The 19,623-nt window shown below is 34.9% G+C and carries 21 protein-coding genes; 4 read left to right on the top strand and 17 right to left on the bottom strand.

The features are described 5' to 3' along the window. Positions 1–2: 2 nt before the first annotated feature. The 4 genes from PUH65_RS11815 to folK all read right to left on the bottom strand — a co-directional run bounded on the left by PUH65_RS11815 (position 3) and on the right by folK (position 5,056). The gene (locus PUH65_RS11815; RefSeq protein WP_305520202.1) at positions 3–1,910 is read right to left on the bottom strand and encodes an ATP-dependent DNA helicase RecQ; all 1,908 of its coding nucleotides are present in this window, start codon (positions 1,908–1,910) and stop codon (positions 3–5) included. An 89-nt stretch (positions 1,911–1,999) separates the two neighbouring features. Continuing rightward, positions 2,000–3,445 carry an OmpA family protein gene (locus PUH65_RS11810; protein WP_305520201.1) on the bottom strand — a complete coding sequence of 482 codons (1,446 nt, stop codon included), beginning with the start codon at positions 3,443–3,445 and terminating at the stop codon, positions 2,000–2,002. A gap of 81 nt (positions 3,446–3,526) precedes the next feature. After that, a complete protein-coding gene (locus PUH65_RS11805) occupies positions 3,527–4,459 on the bottom strand; it encodes an OmpA family protein (RefSeq protein WP_305520200.1) in 933 nt (310 codons plus the stop codon). Between the two features lie 183 nt (positions 4,460–4,642). After that, a complete protein-coding gene (folK, locus tag PUH65_RS11800) occupies positions 4,643–5,056 on the bottom strand; it encodes a 2-amino-4-hydroxy-6-hydroxymethyldihydropteridine diphosphokinase (protein WP_305520199.1) in 414 nt (137 codons plus the stop codon). A gap of 22 nt (positions 5,057–5,078) precedes the next feature. On the opposite strand from folK, the gene sppA reads away from it, so the two are divergent. Next, positions 5,079–6,836, top strand: a complete 1,758-nt coding sequence (sppA, locus tag PUH65_RS11795) for a signal peptide peptidase SppA (RefSeq protein WP_305520198.1) — start codon at positions 5,079–5,081, stop codon at positions 6,834–6,836. Between the two features lie 95 nt (positions 6,837–6,931). Here the strand turns inward: sppA and PUH65_RS11790 are convergent, their stop codons facing one another. The 6 genes from PUH65_RS11790 to proC all read right to left on the bottom strand — a co-directional run bounded on the left by PUH65_RS11790 (position 6,932) and on the right by proC (position 9,958). Next, a complete protein-coding gene (locus PUH65_RS11790) occupies positions 6,932–7,186 on the bottom strand; it encodes a GlsB/YeaQ/YmgE family stress response membrane protein (protein WP_305520197.1) in 255 nt (84 codons plus the stop codon). 155 nt (positions 7,187–7,341) lie between these two features. Further along, complete coding sequence (gene ftsY / locus PUH65_RS11785) at positions 7,342–8,295, bottom strand: signal recognition particle-docking protein FtsY (protein ID WP_305520196.1); 954 nt, start codon at positions 8,293–8,295, stop codon at positions 7,342–7,344. 106 nt (positions 8,296–8,401) lie between these two features. Further along, positions 8,402–8,557: a DUF4295 family protein gene (locus tag PUH65_RS11780; protein ID WP_193811745.1), complete on the bottom strand. Its 156-nt coding sequence runs from the start codon at positions 8,555–8,557 to the stop codon at positions 8,402–8,404. Between the two features lie 18 nt (positions 8,558–8,575). Continuing rightward, positions 8,576–8,758, bottom strand: coding sequence for a 50S ribosomal protein L33 (gene rpmG, locus PUH65_RS11775; RefSeq protein WP_193811744.1), 183 nt, complete (start codon positions 8,756–8,758; stop codon positions 8,576–8,578). Between the two features lie 2 nt (positions 8,759–8,760). Continuing rightward, entirely contained in the window at positions 8,761–9,003 is a 243-nt protein-coding gene (gene rpmB, locus PUH65_RS11770) for a 50S ribosomal protein L28 (RefSeq protein WP_193811743.1), read from the bottom strand. Between the two features lie 151 nt (positions 9,004–9,154). Then, complete coding sequence (gene proC / locus PUH65_RS11765) at positions 9,155–9,958, bottom strand: pyrroline-5-carboxylate reductase (protein WP_305520195.1); 804 nt, start codon at positions 9,956–9,958, stop codon at positions 9,155–9,157. Positions 9,959–10,006: 48 nt separating this feature from the next. Between proC and PUH65_RS11760 the strand changes: the two genes are divergently transcribed. Then, positions 10,007–10,195 (top strand): hypothetical protein, encoded by a 189-nt coding sequence (locus PUH65_RS11760; protein WP_305520194.1) that lies wholly within the window; start codon positions 10,007–10,009, stop codon positions 10,193–10,195. A gap of 14 nt (positions 10,196–10,209) precedes the next feature. On the opposite strand, the gene murB is transcribed toward PUH65_RS11760, so the two are convergent. The 3 genes from murB to PUH65_RS11745 form a co-directional block, all read right to left on the bottom strand. After that, positions 10,210–11,229: a UDP-N-acetylmuramate dehydrogenase gene (gene murB, locus PUH65_RS11755; RefSeq protein ID WP_305520193.1), complete on the bottom strand. Its 1,020-nt coding sequence runs from the start codon at positions 11,227–11,229 to the stop codon at positions 10,210–10,212. Between the two features lie 6 nt (positions 11,230–11,235). Beyond that, a complete protein-coding gene (locus PUH65_RS11750) occupies positions 11,236–11,751 on the bottom strand; it encodes a DUF2199 domain-containing protein (protein WP_305520192.1) in 516 nt (171 codons plus the stop codon). 179 nt (positions 11,752–11,930) lie between these two features. Next, entirely contained in the window at positions 11,931–13,136 is a 1,206-nt protein-coding gene (locus tag PUH65_RS11745) for a pyridoxal phosphate-dependent aminotransferase (RefSeq protein ID WP_305520191.1), read from the bottom strand. A 592-nt stretch (positions 13,137–13,728) separates the two neighbouring features. Between PUH65_RS11745 and PUH65_RS11740 the strand changes: the two genes are divergently transcribed. Next, positions 13,729–14,394 carry a GLPGLI family protein gene (locus PUH65_RS11740; RefSeq protein ID WP_305520190.1) on the top strand — a complete coding sequence of 222 codons (666 nt, stop codon included), beginning with the start codon at positions 13,729–13,731 and terminating at the stop codon, positions 14,392–14,394. A gap of 89 nt (positions 14,395–14,483) precedes the next feature. Here the strand turns inward: PUH65_RS11740 and PUH65_RS11735 are convergent, their stop codons facing one another. Further along, a complete protein-coding gene (locus PUH65_RS11735) occupies positions 14,484–16,622 on the bottom strand; it encodes a M3 family metallopeptidase (RefSeq protein ID WP_305520189.1) in 2,139 nt (712 codons plus the stop codon). A 79-nt stretch (positions 16,623–16,701) separates the two neighbouring features. On the opposite strand from PUH65_RS11735, the gene PUH65_RS11730 reads away from it, so the two are divergent. Next, positions 16,702–17,499 carry a head GIN domain-containing protein gene (locus PUH65_RS11730; RefSeq protein ID WP_305520188.1) on the top strand — a complete coding sequence of 266 codons (798 nt, stop codon included), beginning with the start codon at positions 16,702–16,704 and terminating at the stop codon, positions 17,497–17,499. Positions 17,500–17,739: 240 nt separating this feature from the next. On the opposite strand, the gene PUH65_RS11725 is transcribed toward PUH65_RS11730, so the two are convergent. From PUH65_RS11725 to PUH65_RS11715, 3 genes are read right to left on the bottom strand one after another with little or no spacing between them, the layout of a single operon-like run. After that, a complete protein-coding gene (locus PUH65_RS11725; RefSeq protein WP_305520187.1) occupies positions 17,740–18,543 on the bottom strand; it encodes a YgcG family protein in 804 nt (267 codons plus the stop codon). Further along, a complete protein-coding gene (locus PUH65_RS11720) occupies positions 18,524–18,952 on the bottom strand; it encodes a TPM domain-containing protein (RefSeq protein WP_305520186.1) in 429 nt (142 codons plus the stop codon). Before PUH65_RS11720 ends, PUH65_RS11725 begins: the two co-directional genes overlap by 20 nt. Next, positions 18,952–19,560: a LemA family protein gene (locus PUH65_RS11715; protein WP_305520185.1), complete on the bottom strand. Its 609-nt coding sequence runs from the start codon at positions 19,558–19,560 to the stop codon at positions 18,952–18,954. Before PUH65_RS11715 ends, PUH65_RS11720 begins: the two co-directional genes overlap by 1 nt. Positions 19,561–19,623: the final 63 nt, after the last annotated feature.

Below are 19,623 nucleotides of genomic sequence, written 5' to 3'. Positions count from 1 at the left end.
TTTTAATCACGATTATAGCAATACGTTCTAAAATTGAGCATTTTTACTTTTCCTGAATCGAGTAAATGAATCAGATTTTCTAAAATATTTTCTTTGGCAAAATAGTTTAATTTAATTGAAATTTCTTCCACATTTGCTGGACTTAATTTTAAAGTTTCTAAAATCTCTTTAGAAATATCTCTTCCGAAAACGGTTTCTTTTTGTTTTTGGCAAACCGAACAATGACCACAGTTCTTCACATTCTTTTCTCCAAAATAAGACAGGATCAGTTTCATTTTGCAAAAATCATTATTTTCCACAAAAAACTTCATCTCTTCCCATTTTTGAATCTTATTCTTTTGAATTTGGGCAAAAAGATTCCAGTATTTTCCTTCTATCGCTCGCTGATCACGATGTTTTAAAAACTTCACACTCGACAATGCTCCGTCAATATAATCCAAATATCCTTTGTGCTGCATTTCCCGTAACCTTTCTTTGACTAAATGTGGATCTGATTCAATTTTATTACTGAAGGATTTCTCGCTAAACATTATTTTGTGAGTCGTAAGTCCCGACAGATTTCGCAATAAAAGTTCAATAAAATAAGCATCTTTTTTTGGTAGTAAATCGATTTCATCAGAACCAATTTGAAGTTCCAATGATGACAGAGAATTTTGATAGTTATAGAAAATAATTTCCTGATGATGAAGAAAATTAAGTACGTTTCTGATTTTTGCTAAAGATACTTTTGTAAATTTTTGTATTCTGTGAATATGAAGTTGAAAGACATTTTCTGGCAAATCATTTTCGGCGATTTGAAAAGTGGAATATAAATAAGAAACGATATTCTGAAACTCTGATTTCGACGGAATTTGATTCATTAAAATTTGATCAAAATTCTTTAATTCCTGCTCGTTCCACATCAAAAAGACATAGGAATCTGCACCATCCCGACCAGCCCTACCAATTTCCTGGTAATAATTTTCAATGGACGCCGCAGGAGAAAAATGGACGATAAAACGAACATTATCTTTATCGATTCCCATTCCAAAAGCGTTGGTAGAAATCAAGACTTGGTTTTGACTTTGCAGCCATAAATTCTGTTTCGCATTTTTTTCTTTCACCGGAATACCAGCATGAAAAAAATCTACATTGGTGATTTGATTTCTATGGAGAAAACTCGTGAGTTCTTCAGCTTCCTTTCTAGTTCTTACGTAAATAATTCCCGAACTGTTATTATACTTTAGAAGATTTTTAACCCTTTCATATTTGTCTGAAATTTGGTCAGAAATAATAACCAGATTATTTCTTCTAAAACTTTTTTGAACAATAAGAGGATTTTTAAGATTGAGTTTCAACTGAATTTCCTGCAAAACTTTTGGCGTTGCGGTAGCTGTTAATGCTACACAGGGAATCTTTTCCAAATTATCTCTGAACGCTTTGATATGCTGATAACTCGGTCTAAAATCCTGTCCCCATTCTGAAATACAATGTGCTTCATCTACCGCGATAAAAGAAATTTGAATCTCTTTTAGATTCTGTAGAAATAATCTATTGGTCAAACGTTCTGGTGAAATGTACAGTAATTTAGTGAGCCCATCTTTGCAACGGTTAAAAATCACTTCAGCGTCAAACTCATCTAATTCTGAAGAAAGATATTCGGCTTCAATACCAATGTTTTTCATTTGATAAACCTGATCTTTCATCAAAGCCAAAAGTGGCGACACGACGATACAAGTACCTTCTAAAATTAAAGCCGGGAGTTGATAGCATAGTGATTTCCCACCACCTGTTGGAAGTAAAGCCAAAGTATCCTTTCCAGCAATAATTGAATTAATGATTTCTTCCTGTGAATCCCGAAAGGTATCATAGCCCCAAAAATGCTTTAAGGTTTGCTGTTTTAGTTTTTCAAAATCTAGGTGGGAAATCATCGAGTAAAATTACTGAAACAAAACTCATTTAACAAGAAAAAGCCACGATTAACGTGGCTTTTTCTTTAGTATTTAAAAGCGTTTGAAAATTATTTACCTTCGAAGTAAACTCTTCTGTTCGCTCTGTTTTTCCATTCTGGACATTTAGTCGCTGGTTCACATTCTGGATATTTAAGGTTTGTTTCACCTCTACCTATGGCATCTAGTTTACCTGAATTAACACCATTTTGGATTAAATAATTCTTAACGTTATTTGCTCTTCTTTCAGACAGTTTTTGGTTGTAAGCATTAGTTCCTCTTGTATCTGTACCACCAATTACATTGTAAGTTCCTTCAGATGAGTTAATATAATTAACTGCATTGTTAAGAATTGGAGTATTTGATGGAAGGATTCTATCTGAGTTTAAATCAAATTCAATTCCTTCTAAAACTCTGGTATTATCAGAAACGGTTGATTTCGTATCTAATGGACAACCATCATTTTCAACTGGTCCTGGAACCGTAACACACTTGTCATACAAGTCGATTACACCATCTAAATCAGTATCAAGAGCAACACCAGCACCATCAACTCTCGCACCTGCAGGTGTGTCAAGTTGTCTGTCCCAATCGTCACAAACTCCGTCATTATCAGCATCTCCTTTTTTACAAACTTCTACATCTTGGTTTTTATCAGCCAAAACATCTAATTTGTAATAAATTTCTTGAAGTGGGTCATGCCAGAACAAATGTGATTCATGTTTTCCTAAATTCAACGTTGCTCCTAAAGTAATATTGATTAAGTTATCTGAAGGATTATCATTAACTTTTCCGTTATAAGAAGCACCGCCTGCTCCATCAAAAGTATCGTCACCAGAAAGAATATACATTCCTCTTGCTTCAAGATCTAAAGATTTTGTAGCACGGTATTTTAATCCCGCACCAGCTTGTCCGAAAAAACTACCTAATTTAAAAGGTTTTACTTCTGAAACTAAACTTTGATTATAGGCAGAACCAGCGTTTTGTCTGTATGCTCTATACGCTAAAGTTCCTGCTCCTGCATAACCGTGTAGAGCCCAACGGAATGGCGAGTGATTATCTACTCTTCTCAAAAGATTTGAAAAGTTAATATCTCCAAGAAGAGAAATTGCATCATACTGTGTTCTTGCGCCATCTCCTGTTGGAGATGCGACTTTATCTTTTGTATTTACAAATCCTTGTCTTGACTCTCCTTTATCATATTGAAGTTTAAGCCCAAAAGCGTGTGTAATTGCTTTATCAACACTTAAATACGCAGACCAACCAAAAAGATTTTTCCCTGCTCCATACCCTTTAAGTGAAGTAAGGTCAGAAGACTGCATCAACGGTACACCGGCACCTGCTGAAATCGCCCAATCATTAAATCTTTTAGATTCCTGTGTAAAAGGAGACACATTTGCAGAACCGGAAGTATAAGAATTTGGATAGTTCTTGGTTGAACTCACAATTGAATCCTGTGCAAAAACTGCTGCCGGAAATATTAAAGCAACTGCAATACTTGTTAAATTTAGTTTCATATTTTTGTTATTTTTTTATTAAATAAAAGTTGTCTTGTTCGTATTGATAACGACATGTCAACTTCTTTTGTGTTTAATTTATTATTTTACATTGACTGGACAGCCGTTGTTTGATGCAGGACCTGGAACAGTCACACATTTATCGTAAAGATCAATAACACCATCTAAGTCCATATCTAATGCGACACCAGCACCATCAACTCTTGCACCTGCAGGAGTATCAAGTTGTCTGTCCCAATCATCACATACCCCATCATTATCCAAATCTCCTTTTTCACATACAACGAAATCAATTTCTTTACTGTCTAAAATAGAAATTCTATCATTAATATTATTTAAAGGATCAAACCATTGAAGATTTGGACTTTGTTTTCCAAGTTTAAATGAAAGACCTAAGTTAACAGTAAACATGTTATCCGAGTGTCCATCTTTAAGTGCATTATATCTCGGAACTCCGTCTTTTCCAAAACCACCTCCATCGAAAGAATCATCACCAGATATGATGTACATTGCCCTAGCTTCAACATCTATTAATTTTGAGGCATTAAACTTAACTCCTGTTCCTACTTGATAAAAGAAAGTATCTAGTCCTAATTTTTGTTCAATCTGAATAGGTATTCTTGCAGGTGTCGTGCTCCATCTCGACATATCATTATCAAGCAGTAAAGTATCATAACCTTGTAATCCAACTCCAGCATAGCCATGTAATGCCCATCTGTAAGTTGAATGATTATCAACACGGCGCATTAAATTAGAAAAATTAATATCTCCTAATACTGCAACTTGATGATATTTAGTGTAAGCAGTTGCTACACCTGCTGCTGCACCTGCCGCTCCTGGCAGTAAAGCTTTCTGATTGGTCTTACCCATTTGATATTGGACACTCATACCAAAAGTATGAGTGATCTGCTTATCTATACTTGCGTAAGCGTTCCAGCCAAAATCTACTTTTCCATCATAGAAGGAATTAACGTCGGCATTTTGTAAAAAAGCACTTCCACCTCCTATAGACACAGACCAGTCGCTAAATAATCTTGATGAGTTATCAAATCGATATACATTTGCAGAGCCGCTGGAATAAGCGTTTGGGTAATCCCCAGTAGTATTAGCAGCGGAATTATTTTGACCAAAGAAAGCCGTGGGTAATGCTAGTGCTAATAATAAATTTAATTTCATATTATTGTGTTTTAATGTGTTTTATAAGACATTTAACAACTTTCTAGAAAAATCACGCTGATAGAAATGCTTGTGATGCGGAATTGCTAATTCTTTACAACAAAAATGAAGATTACCAAACAATACGATATCTATATCGATTATCCTGTCTTGGTACTCTCCTGCAATCAATGTATCATCGCCTCTGCCCATTTCTCTCTCAATTAATTTTATTCTATTTAAGAGGGATATAGGAGAAAATTGTGTTTTTATTACTATTGCAATATTACAAAAAATATTATTACTAACAAATTCCACAGGGTCAGTAAGTAACATTTCAGTTCGTTTTAAAATGACTCCAATTTCTTTTTCTATTATCGCTAGCGCTAATTCAATATTCTTTTTAGGATCTCCTAAATTACTACCGAGTAACAAAGTGACATCATGCTGCGACATATCGTTCAAATATATATAGATTATGAAGAGTTTCTTTAAAAACGTTATGGCAAATATAGTAGCTATTATCATTATAGCCGCAGTGTTTTCACTGTTTTTAATAATGATTATTACAGCAAGTGCCTTTAGCGGAGACCAAAAACCCAATATTAAAAACAATACGGTACTCACACTCGATTTTAAAACCAATATTATCGACAGTCCTACTGAAGATCAAGAAGATCTATTCGCTTTTAGCAGTAAACAAAAAAACGTACTTATTCTTGATATGCTTGAAGCCATTAAAAAAGCGAAAACAGATGATAAAATAAAAGGCATAAGCATAGAGACCGACGGAATTCGTGCTGGATTCACGCAATTAGATGATATTAGAAATGCTTTAGAAGACTTTAAAAAAAGCGGAAAATTTGTTTACGCATATGGTAATTCTGTATCACAACCCGCCTACTATTTAGGCTCTGTCGCTGATCAGTACATCTTAAATCCCGCAGGTGGAATTGATTTAAAAGGCTTATCGATAGAGGTTTTATATATGAAAGACTTTGCAGATAAATACGGAATTGGCATTCAGGTTATTAGACACGGAAAATACAAATCTGCAGTTGAACCATACATGAGAGAAGACATGTCTCCAGAAAACAAGGAACAACTTTCTACTTTGTTAAATGACATCTGGTCTATTAATGCAAAAAAAATAGCCACTTCCCGTAAAATTGATTCCGCGCAGTTCCGAGTTGTAGTTGACAGTCTTTACGGTGTTATTCCTGATTTAAGTATTAAGTACAAATTAGCAGATCGCTTGATGCAGAAATCAGAATACGATCAAATGATTAAAACAAAATTAAACCTTAAAGAAAAAGATAAATTAACCAAAGTTTCTTTTAAGAAATATATTAATTCATTCAGCGAAGATTCTTCTAAGAAGGACAACCAAATTGCAGTACTTTATGCTTCAGGGGCAATCTACAATGGTGAAGGATACCAAAATGTTTATTCAGATAATTTTATAAAAGAAATTAAAAAGATTACGGAAGATAATAAAGTAAAAGCAGTAGTCTTTAGAATAAATTCTCCCGGTGGAAGCGCAAATGCCTCTGATGAAATATTGTTCGAACTGGAACAACTGAAAAAGAAAAAACCAATCATCGTTTCTTTTGGTGATTATGCTGCTTCAGGTGGCTATTATATCGCAATGGCTGCAGATAAAATTTATTCAGAACCCAATACCTTAACAGGATCAATTGGAGTTTTCGGAATGATTCCCTATTTTAAAGAACTTGCAAATAAAAACGGTCTTTCTGCACACGCCGTTACAACCAATGCGAATTCTAACATGTATTCAACAATTAATGGAGTTACCCCTGGTGGAGTTTCTATCATGACGAAAAGCGTAGAACAGACTTACAAAAGATTCGTTCATTTTGTAACAGAAAATCGTAAAAAATCATTTGAACAAATAGACGAAATCGGTGGCGGAAGAGTATGGAGCGGAACTCGTGCGAAAGAAATTGGTTTGGTCGATGAATTGGGAACCCTTCAGGACGCCATTACTTACGCCGCACAAAAAGTAAAGTTGAAAGAATATGGAGTAACGAATTACCCGAAAAAACTGACTGCATTCGAGCAAATATTTAAGGACATTGATGAAGATGAAATTTCGGCAAGACTGATTAAAAATAAAATTGGTACAGAAAACTATAAGATGTTTGAACAAATAACCAATCCCAAATTACAAGAAGGCGTAATGATGCAAATGCCTTTCGACTTAAAATTCGATTAGGAATAAACTAATTATTAAAACTAAATATCCCGCTAATAAAACTAAATATCCCGCACTGAAATTCAGTGCGGGATATTTTATAATGTTTTTTGGTATTAACCGCGTTTGGTTGCCATACCATAAATCCATAGAACAATTAAAGCTCCCGCAACTGCTAAGAACATACTTCCTATATTAAAGCCTGTTACATCACCTAAACCTAATAGTTGACCAACAAATGCTCCTACGTATGCACCTACAATTCCTAAAATAATTGTCAATAGCCAACCCATACCTTGATTACCTGGCATAATGAATTTTGCTAATGCTCCTGCGATAAGACCGAAAATGATCCAAGTTAAAATACCCATAGTTTTAAATTTTTAATGTTAATATTAAGTAATTATTATTTCTATTGAATTATCAAACATAAGACCAAAATAATCAAAAACATGATTTTTATCATTTTTAAAATAATAAAAAACACTTCTAAGATCAGTAAAAACTCAACCTAAACGCCTGTAGATCATCTCTTTTTAAAGAAAGAATCAACAAACTCTGCTCCATTAAATAATTGTAAATCCGTCATTTTTTCTCCAACTCCAATATATTTTACTGGAATCTGAAACTGGTCAGAAATCCCAATAACCACTCCACCTTTCGCAGTTCCATCTAATTTGGTTACTGCCAAAGCATTAACTTCAGTTGCAGCCGTAAAGTGTTTTGCCTGCTCAAAAGCATTTTGTCCCGTAGAACCATCCAAAACCAATAAAATTTCATGAGGAGCGTCTGGGATTACCTTTTGCATCACTCTTTTAATTTTAGTCAACTCATTCATCAAGTTGACTTTGTTATGCAATCTTCCCGCAGTGTCTATTATCACAACATCGGCCTGATTTGCAACCGCACTTTGCACCGTATCAAAAGCCACCGACGCAGGATCGCTTCCCATATTTTGTTTTACGATTGGTACGCCAACTCTTTCGCTCCAGATCACCAACTGATCCACCGCCGCAGCACGGAAAGTATCTGCAGCGCCAAGAACCACGCTTTTTCCTTCTGATTTGAATTGATGGGCAAGTTTACCAATAGTTGTCGTTTTCCCAACCCCATTTACACCCACAACCATAATTACATATGGTTTTTTAGTTTCGTCGATATTCCCAGTCCCAGCGTGTGGATTTTCTAAAAGCAAACCTGTAATTTCTTCACGAAGAATTTGATCCAATTCGTCAGTTCCCACAAATTTGTCCCTTGCAACACGTTGTTCAATTCTTTCAATGATTTTAATGGTGGTAGACGCACCGACATCAGATGCGATAAGGATCTCTTCTAGATTATCTAAAACATCTTCATCAACCGTAGATTTTCCAACAACCGCTTTAGAAATTTTTTCAAAAAAACCTTGACTCGATTTTTCTAAACCTTTATCTAAAGATTCTTTTTCCTCCTTCTTAAATATTTTTTTATACCAACTCATAGTTCATTTTTAAAAAAAATTGCGTCTTTATTACAAACGCAAACAAAGATAAAATAAAAAAACTATCCATTTAGGATAGTTTTATATATTCTCGTGTGAGTGAAAATTATTTTTTCAAATAAGAATCAACTTCATCAGCGTTCATTACTTTTTCATCAAAAACGTAAGCTCCACTTTTAGCAGACTTTACCATTTTAATAACTTTGGTCATTTTCTTTGAACCTGCACCACCTTGTAGGGTTGCTACTACTTTTTTTGCCATTTTTTATTCTTTAAAAAATTACTTAATTTCTTTGTGAACAGTATATTTCTTAAGAACAGGGTTGAATTTTTTCAACTCTAATCTTTCGGTAGTGTTCTTTTTATTTTTAGTAGTGATGTATCTTGACATTCCTGCTACTCCAGTTTCTTTGTGCTCAGTGCACTCCAAAATCACTTGTACTCTATTCCCTTTTTTTGCCATGATTATGATTTTTTAATGAAACCACTTCTGATTCCTCTTAGTATTGCTTCGTCAATCCCTATTCTATTGATAATTCTCAATCCATGAGCTGAAACTTTTAAAGTTACAGATTTCTCTTGCTCTGGAAGGTAAAATTTCTTTTCCAATAAGTTAATTTCAAAACGACGTTTCGTTCTGTTTTTCGCGTGAGAAACATTGTTTCCTACCATGGCACGCTTTCCTGTTATTTGGCAAATTCTTGACATATCTCGATGTTCTTATTTCTGAATGAATATTTGAGAGTGCAAAATAACGAAGAATATTTTAGTTAGACAAATATTTATAGATTAAATATTTAAATTTCTTAAAAAGTTTTTTGTGCGCTTTTCTAAAAAGTCTCCAAACCTAATTCCTATGCTAATTGTTTAAATCTTTTGCCCGTTTTTCTGCGCTCAAAATTCCTTTTATTAAAATCTCTTTTAACTGATAATCTTCAAAGGTTTTTAGTGCCGCTTCAGTTGTTCCGCCTTTTGAAGCAACATCTTGTATTAAATCATCCAAATTTTTATCTGAATTATTTAGGAGATGATACGCACCAAGCATAGTTTGCTTCACAAAAAGTTTAGAAAGATTTTCCTCAATTCCCATTTGTTTTCCTGCTTCAATCATGGCGGCAACGATATAATAAAAATACGCAGGACCACTTCCAGAAAGTGCTGTAACACCATCAAGCAATCCTTCATCTTCTAAATAAACAGACCGCCCAGTAGAGTTCAGAAAACGTTCAATCTGAATAAGATCCGCAAAAGAAATTCCTTCTGCAGAAGTGTAACCTGTAATTCCCATTCCCAAAACGGTAGGCGAATTTGGCATGGCTCGAACTACTTTTTTATGGTTTAATAAATGCTGAATTTTCTCAATAGAAATCCCCGCCATAATCGAAAGAACCATTTGGTTTTCATTCAGTTGAAAAGGTAAATTCTCTGCCACAAATTGAAAATCCTGAGGTTTTACGGCAACGATCACTAAATCTGCATCGATGGCAGAAACATCAGCAAAACAAGACACTTTCGCACTAGGAAATTGCTTTGAAATCTTCTGAATCTTTTCTTTTTTCCGCGTAATTAAATTTAGGTCTTCTGGCCGAATCAATTCAAACTTTAAAAAAGATTTTGAAAATGATAAACCCATATTTCCGGCTCCGAGAACGGCTATTTTCATTGTTTTTGTGTTTTTAGTATTTTATTTTGGAAATAAAGAAGTAAATAAATGAGAACAACAGCAACAGCAATAATGCTCTTCATATTGACAATTGCAGCACATAAATCACTTCCCGAAATTAGAGAAATGCAATCTCCAGGATTAGCAGTTTCATATTTCAAACTGGTCATTGCGTTTACGATTCCAAATGCATTAAGCAGAGCCGAAAGGATTAAAACAATAAGGAAAACAAAATAAATTTTCCTTTTCATCTAAATAATATTCACCTCTCTTTCCAGATCAATTCCAAATTTCTCTCTCACCGACTCAATAATCGTGGTCGAAAAATCATAAATCTCTTTTCCTGAAGCCAAGCCGGTTTTATTGACGATTACCAAACTTTGAAGTTCGTGAGAAGCCACATTACCGATTTGTTTTCCTTTCCATCCACATTGTTCAATCAACCAACCGGCAGGAACTTTTACCAAGTCTCCATTAGGATAATGAGGCATTTCAGGATATAATTTCTGGACTTCTAAAAACTGCTCCATCGGAATCGATGGATTCTTAAAAAAACTACCCGCATTTCCAATTACTTTCGGATCAGGAAGTTTGCTTTGTCGGATATTAATAACGGCTTTAGAAACCTCTTGAATCGTTGGGTTTTCAATTCCTAAATTTTTCAATTCAGATTGTATCGCGCCGTATTCCGTTTTTATTAAATGATCTTTCCGAGTCAATTTAAAAGTCACGTCCAGAATCACATATTTCCCCTTTCCTTCTCTTTTGAAAATTGATTCACGATAACCGAAATTGCATTTTTCATGATTAAATATTTCAACGACCAAAGTCTCCAAATTCAACACTTTGCAACTTACAAACCTATCTTTTATTTCAGTTCCATAAGCACCAATATTCTGCATCGGCGAGGTTCCTACATTGCCTGGAATTAATGATAAATTTTCTAAACCACCGTAATTTTTATTTAAGCAAAACTGAACAAATTCATGCCAGTTTTCACCCGCCTGCGAAGTCACCAAAACCTCATTATCATTCAGAATCTTTTCCGAGATACCTTTCAAATTTAACTGAAGAACAACTCCATCAAAATCTTGAGTGAATAAAACATTACTTCCTCCACCGAGGAAAAGTAACTTAAATTTCTGAACAGAAGTATTCCGAAGAATCTGAGTCAAAGCATCCAAAGATTTCACTTCTGCGAAATATTTAGCAGAAACATCAACACCAAAAGTATTGTGATTTTTAAGGGAATAATTTTCTAGAATATCCATATTTTATTAAGAAATAGTTGCGGGCATTTTGTGAATTCTTTTTTCGGCTTCCTCTTTGGTAATTCCGTGATAAAAATCAACCACAAACGGATGGCTAAAATCCAGTTGAGGATAAACTTCCGGTCGCTCATTCCCTGGTTTTGTTTTAACATCCATGGCAATACTTTTTTCAAATTGATAATCCGGCAGCGCATTGCTCAGCCAACCAAAGTAAACCGTTTCGTGATTTTCATTATTGAAATTGGCCTTATAATCTTCGAAATCTTCTTGATTTAAATAAACCCAAAGTCCGTATTCCAAATAACGGGAAGACTGCATAATCTTCTGATTCAACACGACCCGAATAAACCGATCCGTTCGATCCGGATATTCAATCGTACAAAAATCACCATCAATATGAATTTTGTACGTATTTTTTTGTTCTTCTGTCAGCCAATAATACGAATTGGGATAGGCAAAAGTGAGCGCGGGATAAGCATCATGCACTTCACCGCAAACCGAACATTTATTTTCTAAACTCATTTTTAAAATTGATAAAAATTCTATTATTAAAAATATCAAACTAATTGTAACTACAAATTATTTACAATCTTTGCTAAGTGAAACGCCTTTGCGCCCGTAATTTCAGCAGCATTAAGAATTAAATCTTCGCGCCTTTGCCTTAAAATAAAAAGCGGGCTAAAAAACCCGCTCTTATTTATTTAAAGACCAAATTCAATCTTATATTTTTGCAGTGCATCATTCAATAACTCAACACTTCTTCTTAAATCTGCTTCATTCAAAACGTAAGCAATTCTCACCTGTTTTTTACCCAATTCCGGATTGCTGTAAAAACCACTCATTGGCGCTACCATAATAGTTTCGTTGTTATGCGAATAACTTTCAAGCAACCATTGCGCAAACTTATCAGTATCATCAACCGGAAGTTCAACCGCACAATAAAATGCACCTTTAGGTTTCGGACAAATAACGCCCGGAATTCCGTTCAGTAAATCTACCAAAACATTTCTACGGTGTGTATATTCCGCACGAACTTTCAAGATATATTCGGTGTCATTTTGGTGAGCCGCTGCCGCTGCAATCTGCCCCAATAAAACCGGACTCAATCTCGCCTGTGCAAAAAGCATCGCAGCATCGTGAATTGTTTTCGAACGCGTCACCATAAAACCGATTCTTGCGCCACACATCGAATATCTTTTTGATTCAGAATCAATGATGATACAGTTTTCCGCAATTTCAGGAAAATCCAACATCGAAACCGCCTGCTTTCCATCATACACATATTCTCTGTAAACCTCATCAGAAATAATGACGATATCGTGTCTCAAAGCAATGTCAGCCAACTTCTGCAACTCTTCTCTGGTATATAAATAACCGGTTGGATTTCCAGGATTACAAATTAAGATCGCCTTTGTTTTGGGCGTAATTTTTTTCTCAAAATCCTCAATCGGAGGCAAAGCAAATCCAGTATCAATCGTAGACGAAACTGCCACAACATTCACATTGAAAGTATTTGCAAAACCGTTATAGTTCGCATAATAAGGTTCCGGAATAATAATCTCATCACCATCATCACACAAAGTAGAAATCGCAAAATTCAATGCCTCCGAACCACCATTGGTAACGATGAAATTATTGGTTGTAAGATCCGTAAATCCAAGAGAATGATAGTAATCGTTCAAGGCTGTTCTATAGTCCAGATTCCCTTCAGAAAGTGCGTATTCAAAAATTTTCAATTCATTATTTTTCACAGCATCCAATGCAGTTTGCGGTGTTTCAATATCGGGTTGACCAATATTCAAATGATAAACTTTAATTCCTCTTTGTTTTGCTTGTAAGGCAAAAGGAACTAATTTTCGCACTGGCGAGGCAGGCATATGTTGTGCTCTTTGAGAAATTTTTGGCATGATGCTATATTTTTTGCAAAATTAAGGATTTTTTTTGGAGCAAAAAGATTTTCGCTTCTTAGAAAAATCGGGCCGGCTGTCCATTGCAATCTTTTTTTTCTGCCATCCTGAACCCTGACAAAAAAAAGGATTTCCATATCCATCCGGGCTAGAAGTTCAGGCGGTTTGTCTTTCCATATTTTTTTAAACACAAATGGCACAAATGCTTTTCACTAATGACACTAAATTTTAAACTAGAAAAATATAGAACTTCTTGAATGATTATAATAATTTTCAACATTTTAATATTTAACTCTGTATTCGAGAATGAAAAAAATTAGAAATCGTGGATTTAAACAATCACTTTCTGTAATTATTACAAAAATTATTTTATCTTCATATTAGAAAAGGGTTCGTCTATCAATAGTAATATCTGGGAGATGCTGGTCTTTTAAATTTTAACAAATAAAACAATAAGTAAATGATCTATAAAAACCTCTTTCTTTTAGCAATGTTATCTTTTTGCATCTTTGGGTATTCTCAAGATTACGAAATTGTATACAAAGTGAATTTCAGACCTCAAAAAAGCTCTAAAGTCATCAAAACATAATACATGGCTTTGCAAAATTCAGATAAACAAAGCCTTTTCTATAATCTTAATTTAAAAAAAGATAGTGCGCAAAATTCTAAAATTTCAGAAAAACCTTATTTGAAATTCACCATTTTAAACGATTTCAAAACAAATACTTATTACGGAACTTTTAATGGTTTCAACTTTAAATATACCGAACCAATTCCTCAACATTGGAAAATCTTAAATAAAACTTCGGATTATGAAAGTTACAAAACACAAGAAGCAAGTTTAGAATTTGAAGGCAGAAAATGGATTGCTTTATTTGCACCTGAAATTTCTGTTTTTACTGGACCTTATAAGTTTTCTGGCTTGCCTGGTTTAATTTTAAAAGTATTTTCTGAAGATGGTGATTATAGTTTTGAAATGGTAGAATTGTCTAAAAATAAGAAACATGATGATTCCAAAATTCTAAATTCACAATCTGCATTCATCAAAAAAAAGGATTTAGAAAAAATGATTTCAGAATTTATTAAAGATCCTGGTTCTCATAATATTGTAATCATGGTAAGTGAAAACGATCGATTCGATTATGAATTTAGTGGTCAAAAAGATGAAGCCTACAAAGACATGAATAATTATGTGAACGATCTTATCTCAAAATATGATAATCCGATTGATAAGAAAACTTATTTACTAGTTTATTAAATAAATTGTGTGTTTTAAAAAAAATCCAAAACAAAAAAACCGCAGAAATCTCTGCGGTTAACTAATACCTATTATCTACATCCTACGACCTATTTAATAAATCCTTTATCTTTCAACAACGGTTTTAAATCTGGATTTCTTCCGGTAAAGTTTTTAAATGCTTCGTTTAAATCCATTGAATTTCCAACAGACAAAATATATTTACGGAAACGGTCTCCATTTTCACGGGTCATTCCGCCGTGTGTCGTAATCCAATCCCAAGCATCAGAATTCAACATATCACTCCACATGTAAGCGTAATATCCGGCTGAATATCCACCGCCCCAAATGTGAGCAAAATACGGAGAATGATATCTTGGCGGAACTTCTTTCAAGTTAAAGCCATATTTCGCCAACACGCCTTTTTCAAATTCTAACGTTGGTTTAAACTGAGACGCATCGGTTACTGAATGCCAGTTCATATCAATCGTTGCTGCAGAAACCAATTCAGTTGTAGAATATCCTTGGTTAAACGTTCCTGCTTTTTTAATTTTATCAACTAAGGCCTGTGGCATCGGTTGTTTGGTTTGATAATGTAAAGCGTAATTTTTCAACACTGAAGGTTCCAACGCGAAGAACTCATTAATTTGAGAAGGGAACTCAACAAAATCACGCGGCACATTGGTTCCGGAAATTGAAAGGTATTTTTGATCAGCAAACAATCCGTGTAAAGTATGTCCGAACTCATGGAACATGGTTGTCACATCATCATACGAAATTAAAGAAGGTTTTCCTTCTGCCGGTTTTTGATAATTAAAGACATTTACAATGACCGGTTTTTGACCTAGCAAATGAGATTGCTCCACGAAGTTGCTCATCCAGGCACCACCATTTTTATTATTTCTCGTATAGAAATCCAAGTAGTAAATCGCTAAAGATTTTCCATCACGATCAAAAACTTCGTAAGCCACCACATCCGGATGATAGACTGGTAAATCGTTTCTTTCTTTAAAAGTGATTCCGTAGAATTTTTCAGCAGCATAGAAAACTCCTTTTTCTAAAACCGTTTTCACTTCAAAATAAGGTTTGATCTGATTTTCATCTAAATCGTATTTTTCTTTTCTAACCTGTTCTGCATAGAAATTCCAGTCCCAAGGTTCAACCGTAAATCCACCTTTTTGCTGATCGATTAATTTCTGAATTTCGTCGCTCTCTCGTTTTGCAGTTGCTACTGCAGGAGTTGCCAATTGCGCAAGTAGATTCATCGCATTCTCCGGAGTTTTCGCCATTTGATCCTGAAGTTTCCATTCAGCAAAAGATTTCTTGCCCATTAAATGTGCTTTATCCATTCTCAGTTTTGCTTCTCTTTCGAGGATGCTTCTGGTGTCGTCAGCATTTCCTTTTTCGGCGCGGTACCAAGATGCTTTAAATAACTTTTCTCTCGTTGCTCTATTTTTCAAATTCTGAAGAAGTGGCTGTTGAGTCGTATTTTGCAATGCGAGAAGATAACCTTCTTTTCCGGCTTCTTTTGCATCAGTCGCTGCGGCCGCAATTTCGTCAGCAGAAAGTCCATCTAATTCTTTTACGTCGGTAATTAAAAGTGCTCCATTTTTTCTCGCATCTAATAACTTATTAGAAAACTGGGTAGAAAGTGTCGCTAATTCTTCATTCACTTTCTTCACTTTCACTTTGTTTTCAGGTGATAAATTAGCGCCGGCGATTTCGAAATTAATCGTATATAAATCCAGAACTCTTTTTTCTTCGGAACCTAAGTTGTCTTTTTTAATGGCTTTAATTCTGGAAAACAATTTCTCATTTAAATAAATTTTATCAGAAAGTCCCGCAAAAATCGGTGCATATTCTTCTTCAATTTTCTGAAGTTCCGGATTGGTATTTGAACCTGTTAAATTATAGAAAACGATTTGTGCACGTTTTAAAACCTCACCACTATTCTCTAAAGCGAGAATGGTATTTTCAAAAGTTGGTGAATCTGTATTATTAGCAATTTGATCGAGTTCTGCCAGTTGAACTTTTATTCCGTATTCAAAAGCAGGTTTAAAATGCTCATCTTTAATTTTATCGAATTCGGGTGCTTGATATTGCAACGAACTCTTTTTCATGAAAGGATTGTTCGCCATATCAGCAGGAACAGTAATTTCTGTGGAAGTATTTTCTGTATTTTTCATAGTAGTACAGGCAGTTGTAATCGCCAGTGATGAAATTAAAAAAACTGATGTAATGTTTTTCATTCGTAAATTGTTATTAAGGTATAAAGATATTAATTTTAATTTTATCTTTAACATAATAAATCCCAAACACTAATCAACCATGAAAATCTTATCTATTTCTATTTTTTCTGCGTTCTTATTACTTACCTCTTGTAACGTAAAATCAGACGGTGGATTTCCATTTAACATCACTCCAAAAGAAGGAAACGGCATCATAAAAAACAAAGAATTATTAATGTCTTTTGACGAGATTAAAGTCGCACAATCCATCAACGCAGAAATCGTAAAATCTGATGAAGAAAAAGTTATAGTTACGGCGCCATCTGATATTTTAGATGAGATTTTAGTGGAAAATTCTGGTGGGAAATTGTACATCCATTTTAAACCAAACCTCAATATTTCGGCACGAAATGTATCGGTGAAAATTTTTGCGAAAGATTTCTCGGCGGTTAAAGCAAGTTCGTCCGCCACCATTACTATCCGTGATCAGTTCACACAGGAACGCACAGCAATTGAAGCCTCCAGTTCCGGAACGGTAAAAGGAAATTTAGAAGCCAACGATTTATCGATTGATGTTTCGAGTTCAGGAACTTATAAAGGAAAAATCTGGGCGGTCAATTTAGAATCTGCCGTAAGTTCTTCAGGCGACATCATTATTTCGGGAAAAACAAAGAATGCCAATTTGAAAGCATCCTCATCAGGTACTTTAAACGCTAAAAATGTTATTGCTGAAAATGCTGAAGTTAGCGCTTCGAGCAGTGGCGATGTAAGTTTATCTGTATCTAATCAGTTAAGAGCATCTGCAAGTTCTTCGGGTGATGTTTCGATTACGAAAAAAGGTTCATTAAATATTATCAGTCAGAATAAAAGTAGTGGCGGAAGTATTTCAATTCAATAGATCTTAATTACTTTAATGAAAATCAGCCAACTATAAGGGCTGATTTTTTTATTGATGAAAATATAATCCATCCAGATCCTTACGTTATTAAGCGTTTTCATTTATAATAAGTTTCGGGTAAAACCACTATAAAACGTCATAAAAAAAACGGGCTAAAGCCCGTTTCTATTGAATGTAAATTTTTAATTAGCAGAAATACTTTTTAATTAAAAGCATATTCTCAACTTGGCTATAACAATATTACCAACCTCCGGAAGCACCACCACCGCCGAAACTTCCGCCGCCGCCAAAGCCGCCGAATCCACCACCGCCACCTGAGCCACCGCCAAATCCCCCGCCACCGAAACTACCTGGGAACGGGAAGAATCCGCCCGGATAAGTCCGTCGACCTCTTCGGGAAAGAATGACATCGTCATCATCATCGTAACGACCGCCATTGCCGCCGCCACCTTTAAATAAGATGCTTATAATAATGAAAACAAAAAACGCAATCATTAAAATTTGCGCTGGACTTAATCCTTCCTGACTGGTATCTTTAGCAATGGGTTTAAATTTCCCTTGCACGGCTTCCATCAAAGCATCTGTGCCCTGATTAATTCCATTATACCATAATCCTTTTTTAAAATTCGGCGTTACGATATAGTCTAATATTTGTCCGGCTACAGAAGCAGTTAAATAGCGCTCAACGCCTCTTCCTTGCTGTATAGCAAACTTCCGATCTTCGGTAGCAATCAGAAAAACGATTCCGTTATCCTGTTCCTTTTCTCCAATTCCCCATTTCTCGCCATACATCGTTGCGAGATAATTAATGTCTTCTCCACTTGTGGTTGGAACAATAATTACCGCAATTTCTGTGGACGTAGAATCGTAAAACTTAATAAGTTTTTGATTGATTTGATCTTTCTCTGTCTCCGTTAACAATCCAACATTATCCGTAACAGGAAATATCTTTGCCGGTTTTTTAGGTATTAATTGGGCAAAAACAAGAATGTTTAAACCTAATAAAAGAAATGCGAAAAAGTATTTACGAGAACGTAATCTCATTAGGAAGTTCATTTGGATTTTCTCCCACGATTGGGAAATGATTTTTTAGTTCGATACCCGTTTCCAAAATGGCTTTTTTCAAACCATCAAAGTACTTGCCTTTGGAAAATGCCGTCGTAATTTCGTCATGCATATGATCCCAGAAACTTTGGTGAACTTTCTTATGAATGCCTTCATCACCAATAATCGTAAGATATTGCTGTTCAAAGTTGACATGAAAAAGGACTGCATTTTTTTCAACAGTTTTATCCTTGCACAGTCTTTTGAAAACTTCAAAAGCAATCTCTGCATTATGACCTTCAGTAGTGGCATCAATGTGCACCCGAATTTCTCCAGTAGAATGATTTTCGGCTGTTTGAATGGCTTCTACAAGAGAAGCCATTTGATAATCTGTAAGAAAAGTATTCATTAATTAGTAAAAACTTCCGGCGCCTTTTGTGCACCTGCTTCTGCTTTGAAATATGGTTTTTCTTTGAAGTTTGTAAAGTTGGCCAAAATGTTATTTGGGAACGTTTTAATCGAAGTATTATAATCCTGCGCGGCTTCGTTATAATAAACAGTTTCGCTTCTGATGCTGTTTTCGATCGCCGTATATTCTCTTTGGAAATTGATGTACTGTTGATCTGCTTTCAAGTTTGGATAACTTTCAACTACCGCCATTAATCTGCTTAAGGCTCCACTTAATTCACCTTGCGCTGACTGGAATTTTGCCAGATCTTGCTCCGTCATATTCGTTGGATCTATAGTTATTGAGGTTGCTTTTGAACGCGCTTCAATTACTTTGGTTAAAGTTTCCTGCTCGAATTGAGAATATGATTTTACGGTGCGTTCTAAGTTTGGAATTAAGTTCGCTCGTTTTTGATAAACCGTTTCTACATTCGACCATTTTGTGTTCACCGTTTGCTCTTTCGTTACAAAATTATTGTACCCATTTTTTCCCCAGAAAAAAACCAAAACGGCAATTACAAGAAGAGCAATACCGATTGTCCCGGCGCTCATACATCCCTTATTTCTCATAGTTTATTATTTTTTTTAATTTAATGTGATACCCAAATATACAAATTATGTGCTAAATTTGTA

Source organism: Kaistella sp. SH40-3 (assembly GCF_030686865.1).
In the GTDB taxonomy this organism is placed as follows: domain Bacteria; phylum Bacteroidota; class Bacteroidia; order Flavobacteriales; family Weeksellaceae; genus Kaistella.
The sequence above is the reverse complement of the archived record's forward strand: the minus strand, read 5'-3'. Positions and strand labels throughout refer to the sequence as shown.

Excerpts from the sequence above, each read along its gene's own strand:
- PUH65_RS11810 (WP_305520201.1), bottom strand. The coding sequence starts at position 3,445 with ATGAAACTAAATTTAACAAGTATTGCAGTTGCTTTAATATTTCCGGCA.
- ftsY (WP_305520196.1), bottom strand. The coding sequence starts at position 8,295 with ATGAGTTGGTATAAAAAAATATTTAAGAAGGAGGAAAAAGAATCTTTA.
- PUH65_RS11760 (WP_305520194.1), top strand. The coding sequence starts at position 10,007 with ATGAGAACAACAGCAACAGCAATAATGCTCTTCATATTGACAATTGCA.
- folK (WP_305520199.1), bottom strand. The coding sequence starts at position 5,056 with ATGTCGCAGCATGATGTCACTTTGTTACTCGGTAGTAATTTAGGAGAT.
- PUH65_RS11720 (WP_305520186.1), bottom strand. The coding sequence starts at position 18,952 with ATGAATACTTTTCTTACAGATTATCAAATGGCTTCTCTTGTAGAAGCC.
- PUH65_RS11725 (WP_305520187.1), bottom strand. The coding sequence starts at position 18,543 with ATGAGATTACGTTCTCGTAAATACTTTTTCGCATTTCTTTTATTAGGT.
- PUH65_RS11730 (WP_305520188.1), top strand. The coding sequence starts at position 16,702 with ATGAAAATCTTATCTATTTCTATTTTTTCTGCGTTCTTATTACTTACC.
- PUH65_RS11815 (WP_305520202.1), bottom strand. The coding sequence starts at position 1,910 with ATGATTTCCCACCTAGATTTTGAAAAACTAAAACAGCAAACCTTAAAG.
- PUH65_RS11790 (WP_305520197.1), bottom strand. The coding sequence starts at position 7,186 with ATGGGTATTTTAACTTGGATCATTTTCGGTCTTATCGCAGGAGCATTA.
- PUH65_RS11715 (WP_305520185.1), bottom strand. The coding sequence starts at position 19,560 with ATGAGAAATAAGGGATGTATGAGCGCCGGGACAATCGGTATTGCTCTT.
- rpmB (WP_193811743.1), bottom strand. The coding sequence starts at position 9,003 with ATGTCAAGAATTTGCCAAATAACAGGAAAGCGTGCCATGGTAGGAAAC.
- PUH65_RS11750 (WP_305520192.1), bottom strand. The coding sequence starts at position 11,751 with ATGAGTTTAGAAAATAAATGTTCGGTTTGCGGTGAAGTGCATGATGCT.
- PUH65_RS11745 (WP_305520191.1), bottom strand. The coding sequence starts at position 13,136 with ATGCCAAAAATTTCTCAAAGAGCACAACATATGCCTGCCTCGCCAGTG.
- PUH65_RS11735 (WP_305520189.1), bottom strand. The coding sequence starts at position 16,622 with ATGAAAAACATTACATCAGTTTTTTTAATTTCATCACTGGCGATTACA.
- murB (WP_305520193.1), bottom strand. The coding sequence starts at position 11,229 with ATGGATATTCTAGAAAATTATTCCCTTAAAAATCACAATACTTTTGGT.
- proC (WP_305520195.1), bottom strand. The coding sequence starts at position 9,958 with ATGAAAATAGCCGTTCTCGGAGCCGGAAATATGGGTTTATCATTTTCA.
- rpmG (WP_193811744.1), bottom strand. The coding sequence starts at position 8,758 with ATGGCAAAAAAAGGGAATAGAGTACAAGTGATTTTGGAGTGCACTGAG.
- sppA (WP_305520198.1), top strand. The coding sequence starts at position 5,079 with ATGAAGAGTTTCTTTAAAAACGTTATGGCAAATATAGTAGCTATTATC.
- PUH65_RS11780 (WP_193811745.1), bottom strand. The coding sequence starts at position 8,557 with ATGGCAAAAAAAGTAGTAGCAACCCTACAAGGTGGTGCAGGTTCAAAG.
- PUH65_RS11740 (WP_305520190.1), top strand. The coding sequence starts at position 13,729 with ATGGCTTTGCAAAATTCAGATAAACAAAGCCTTTTCTATAATCTTAAT.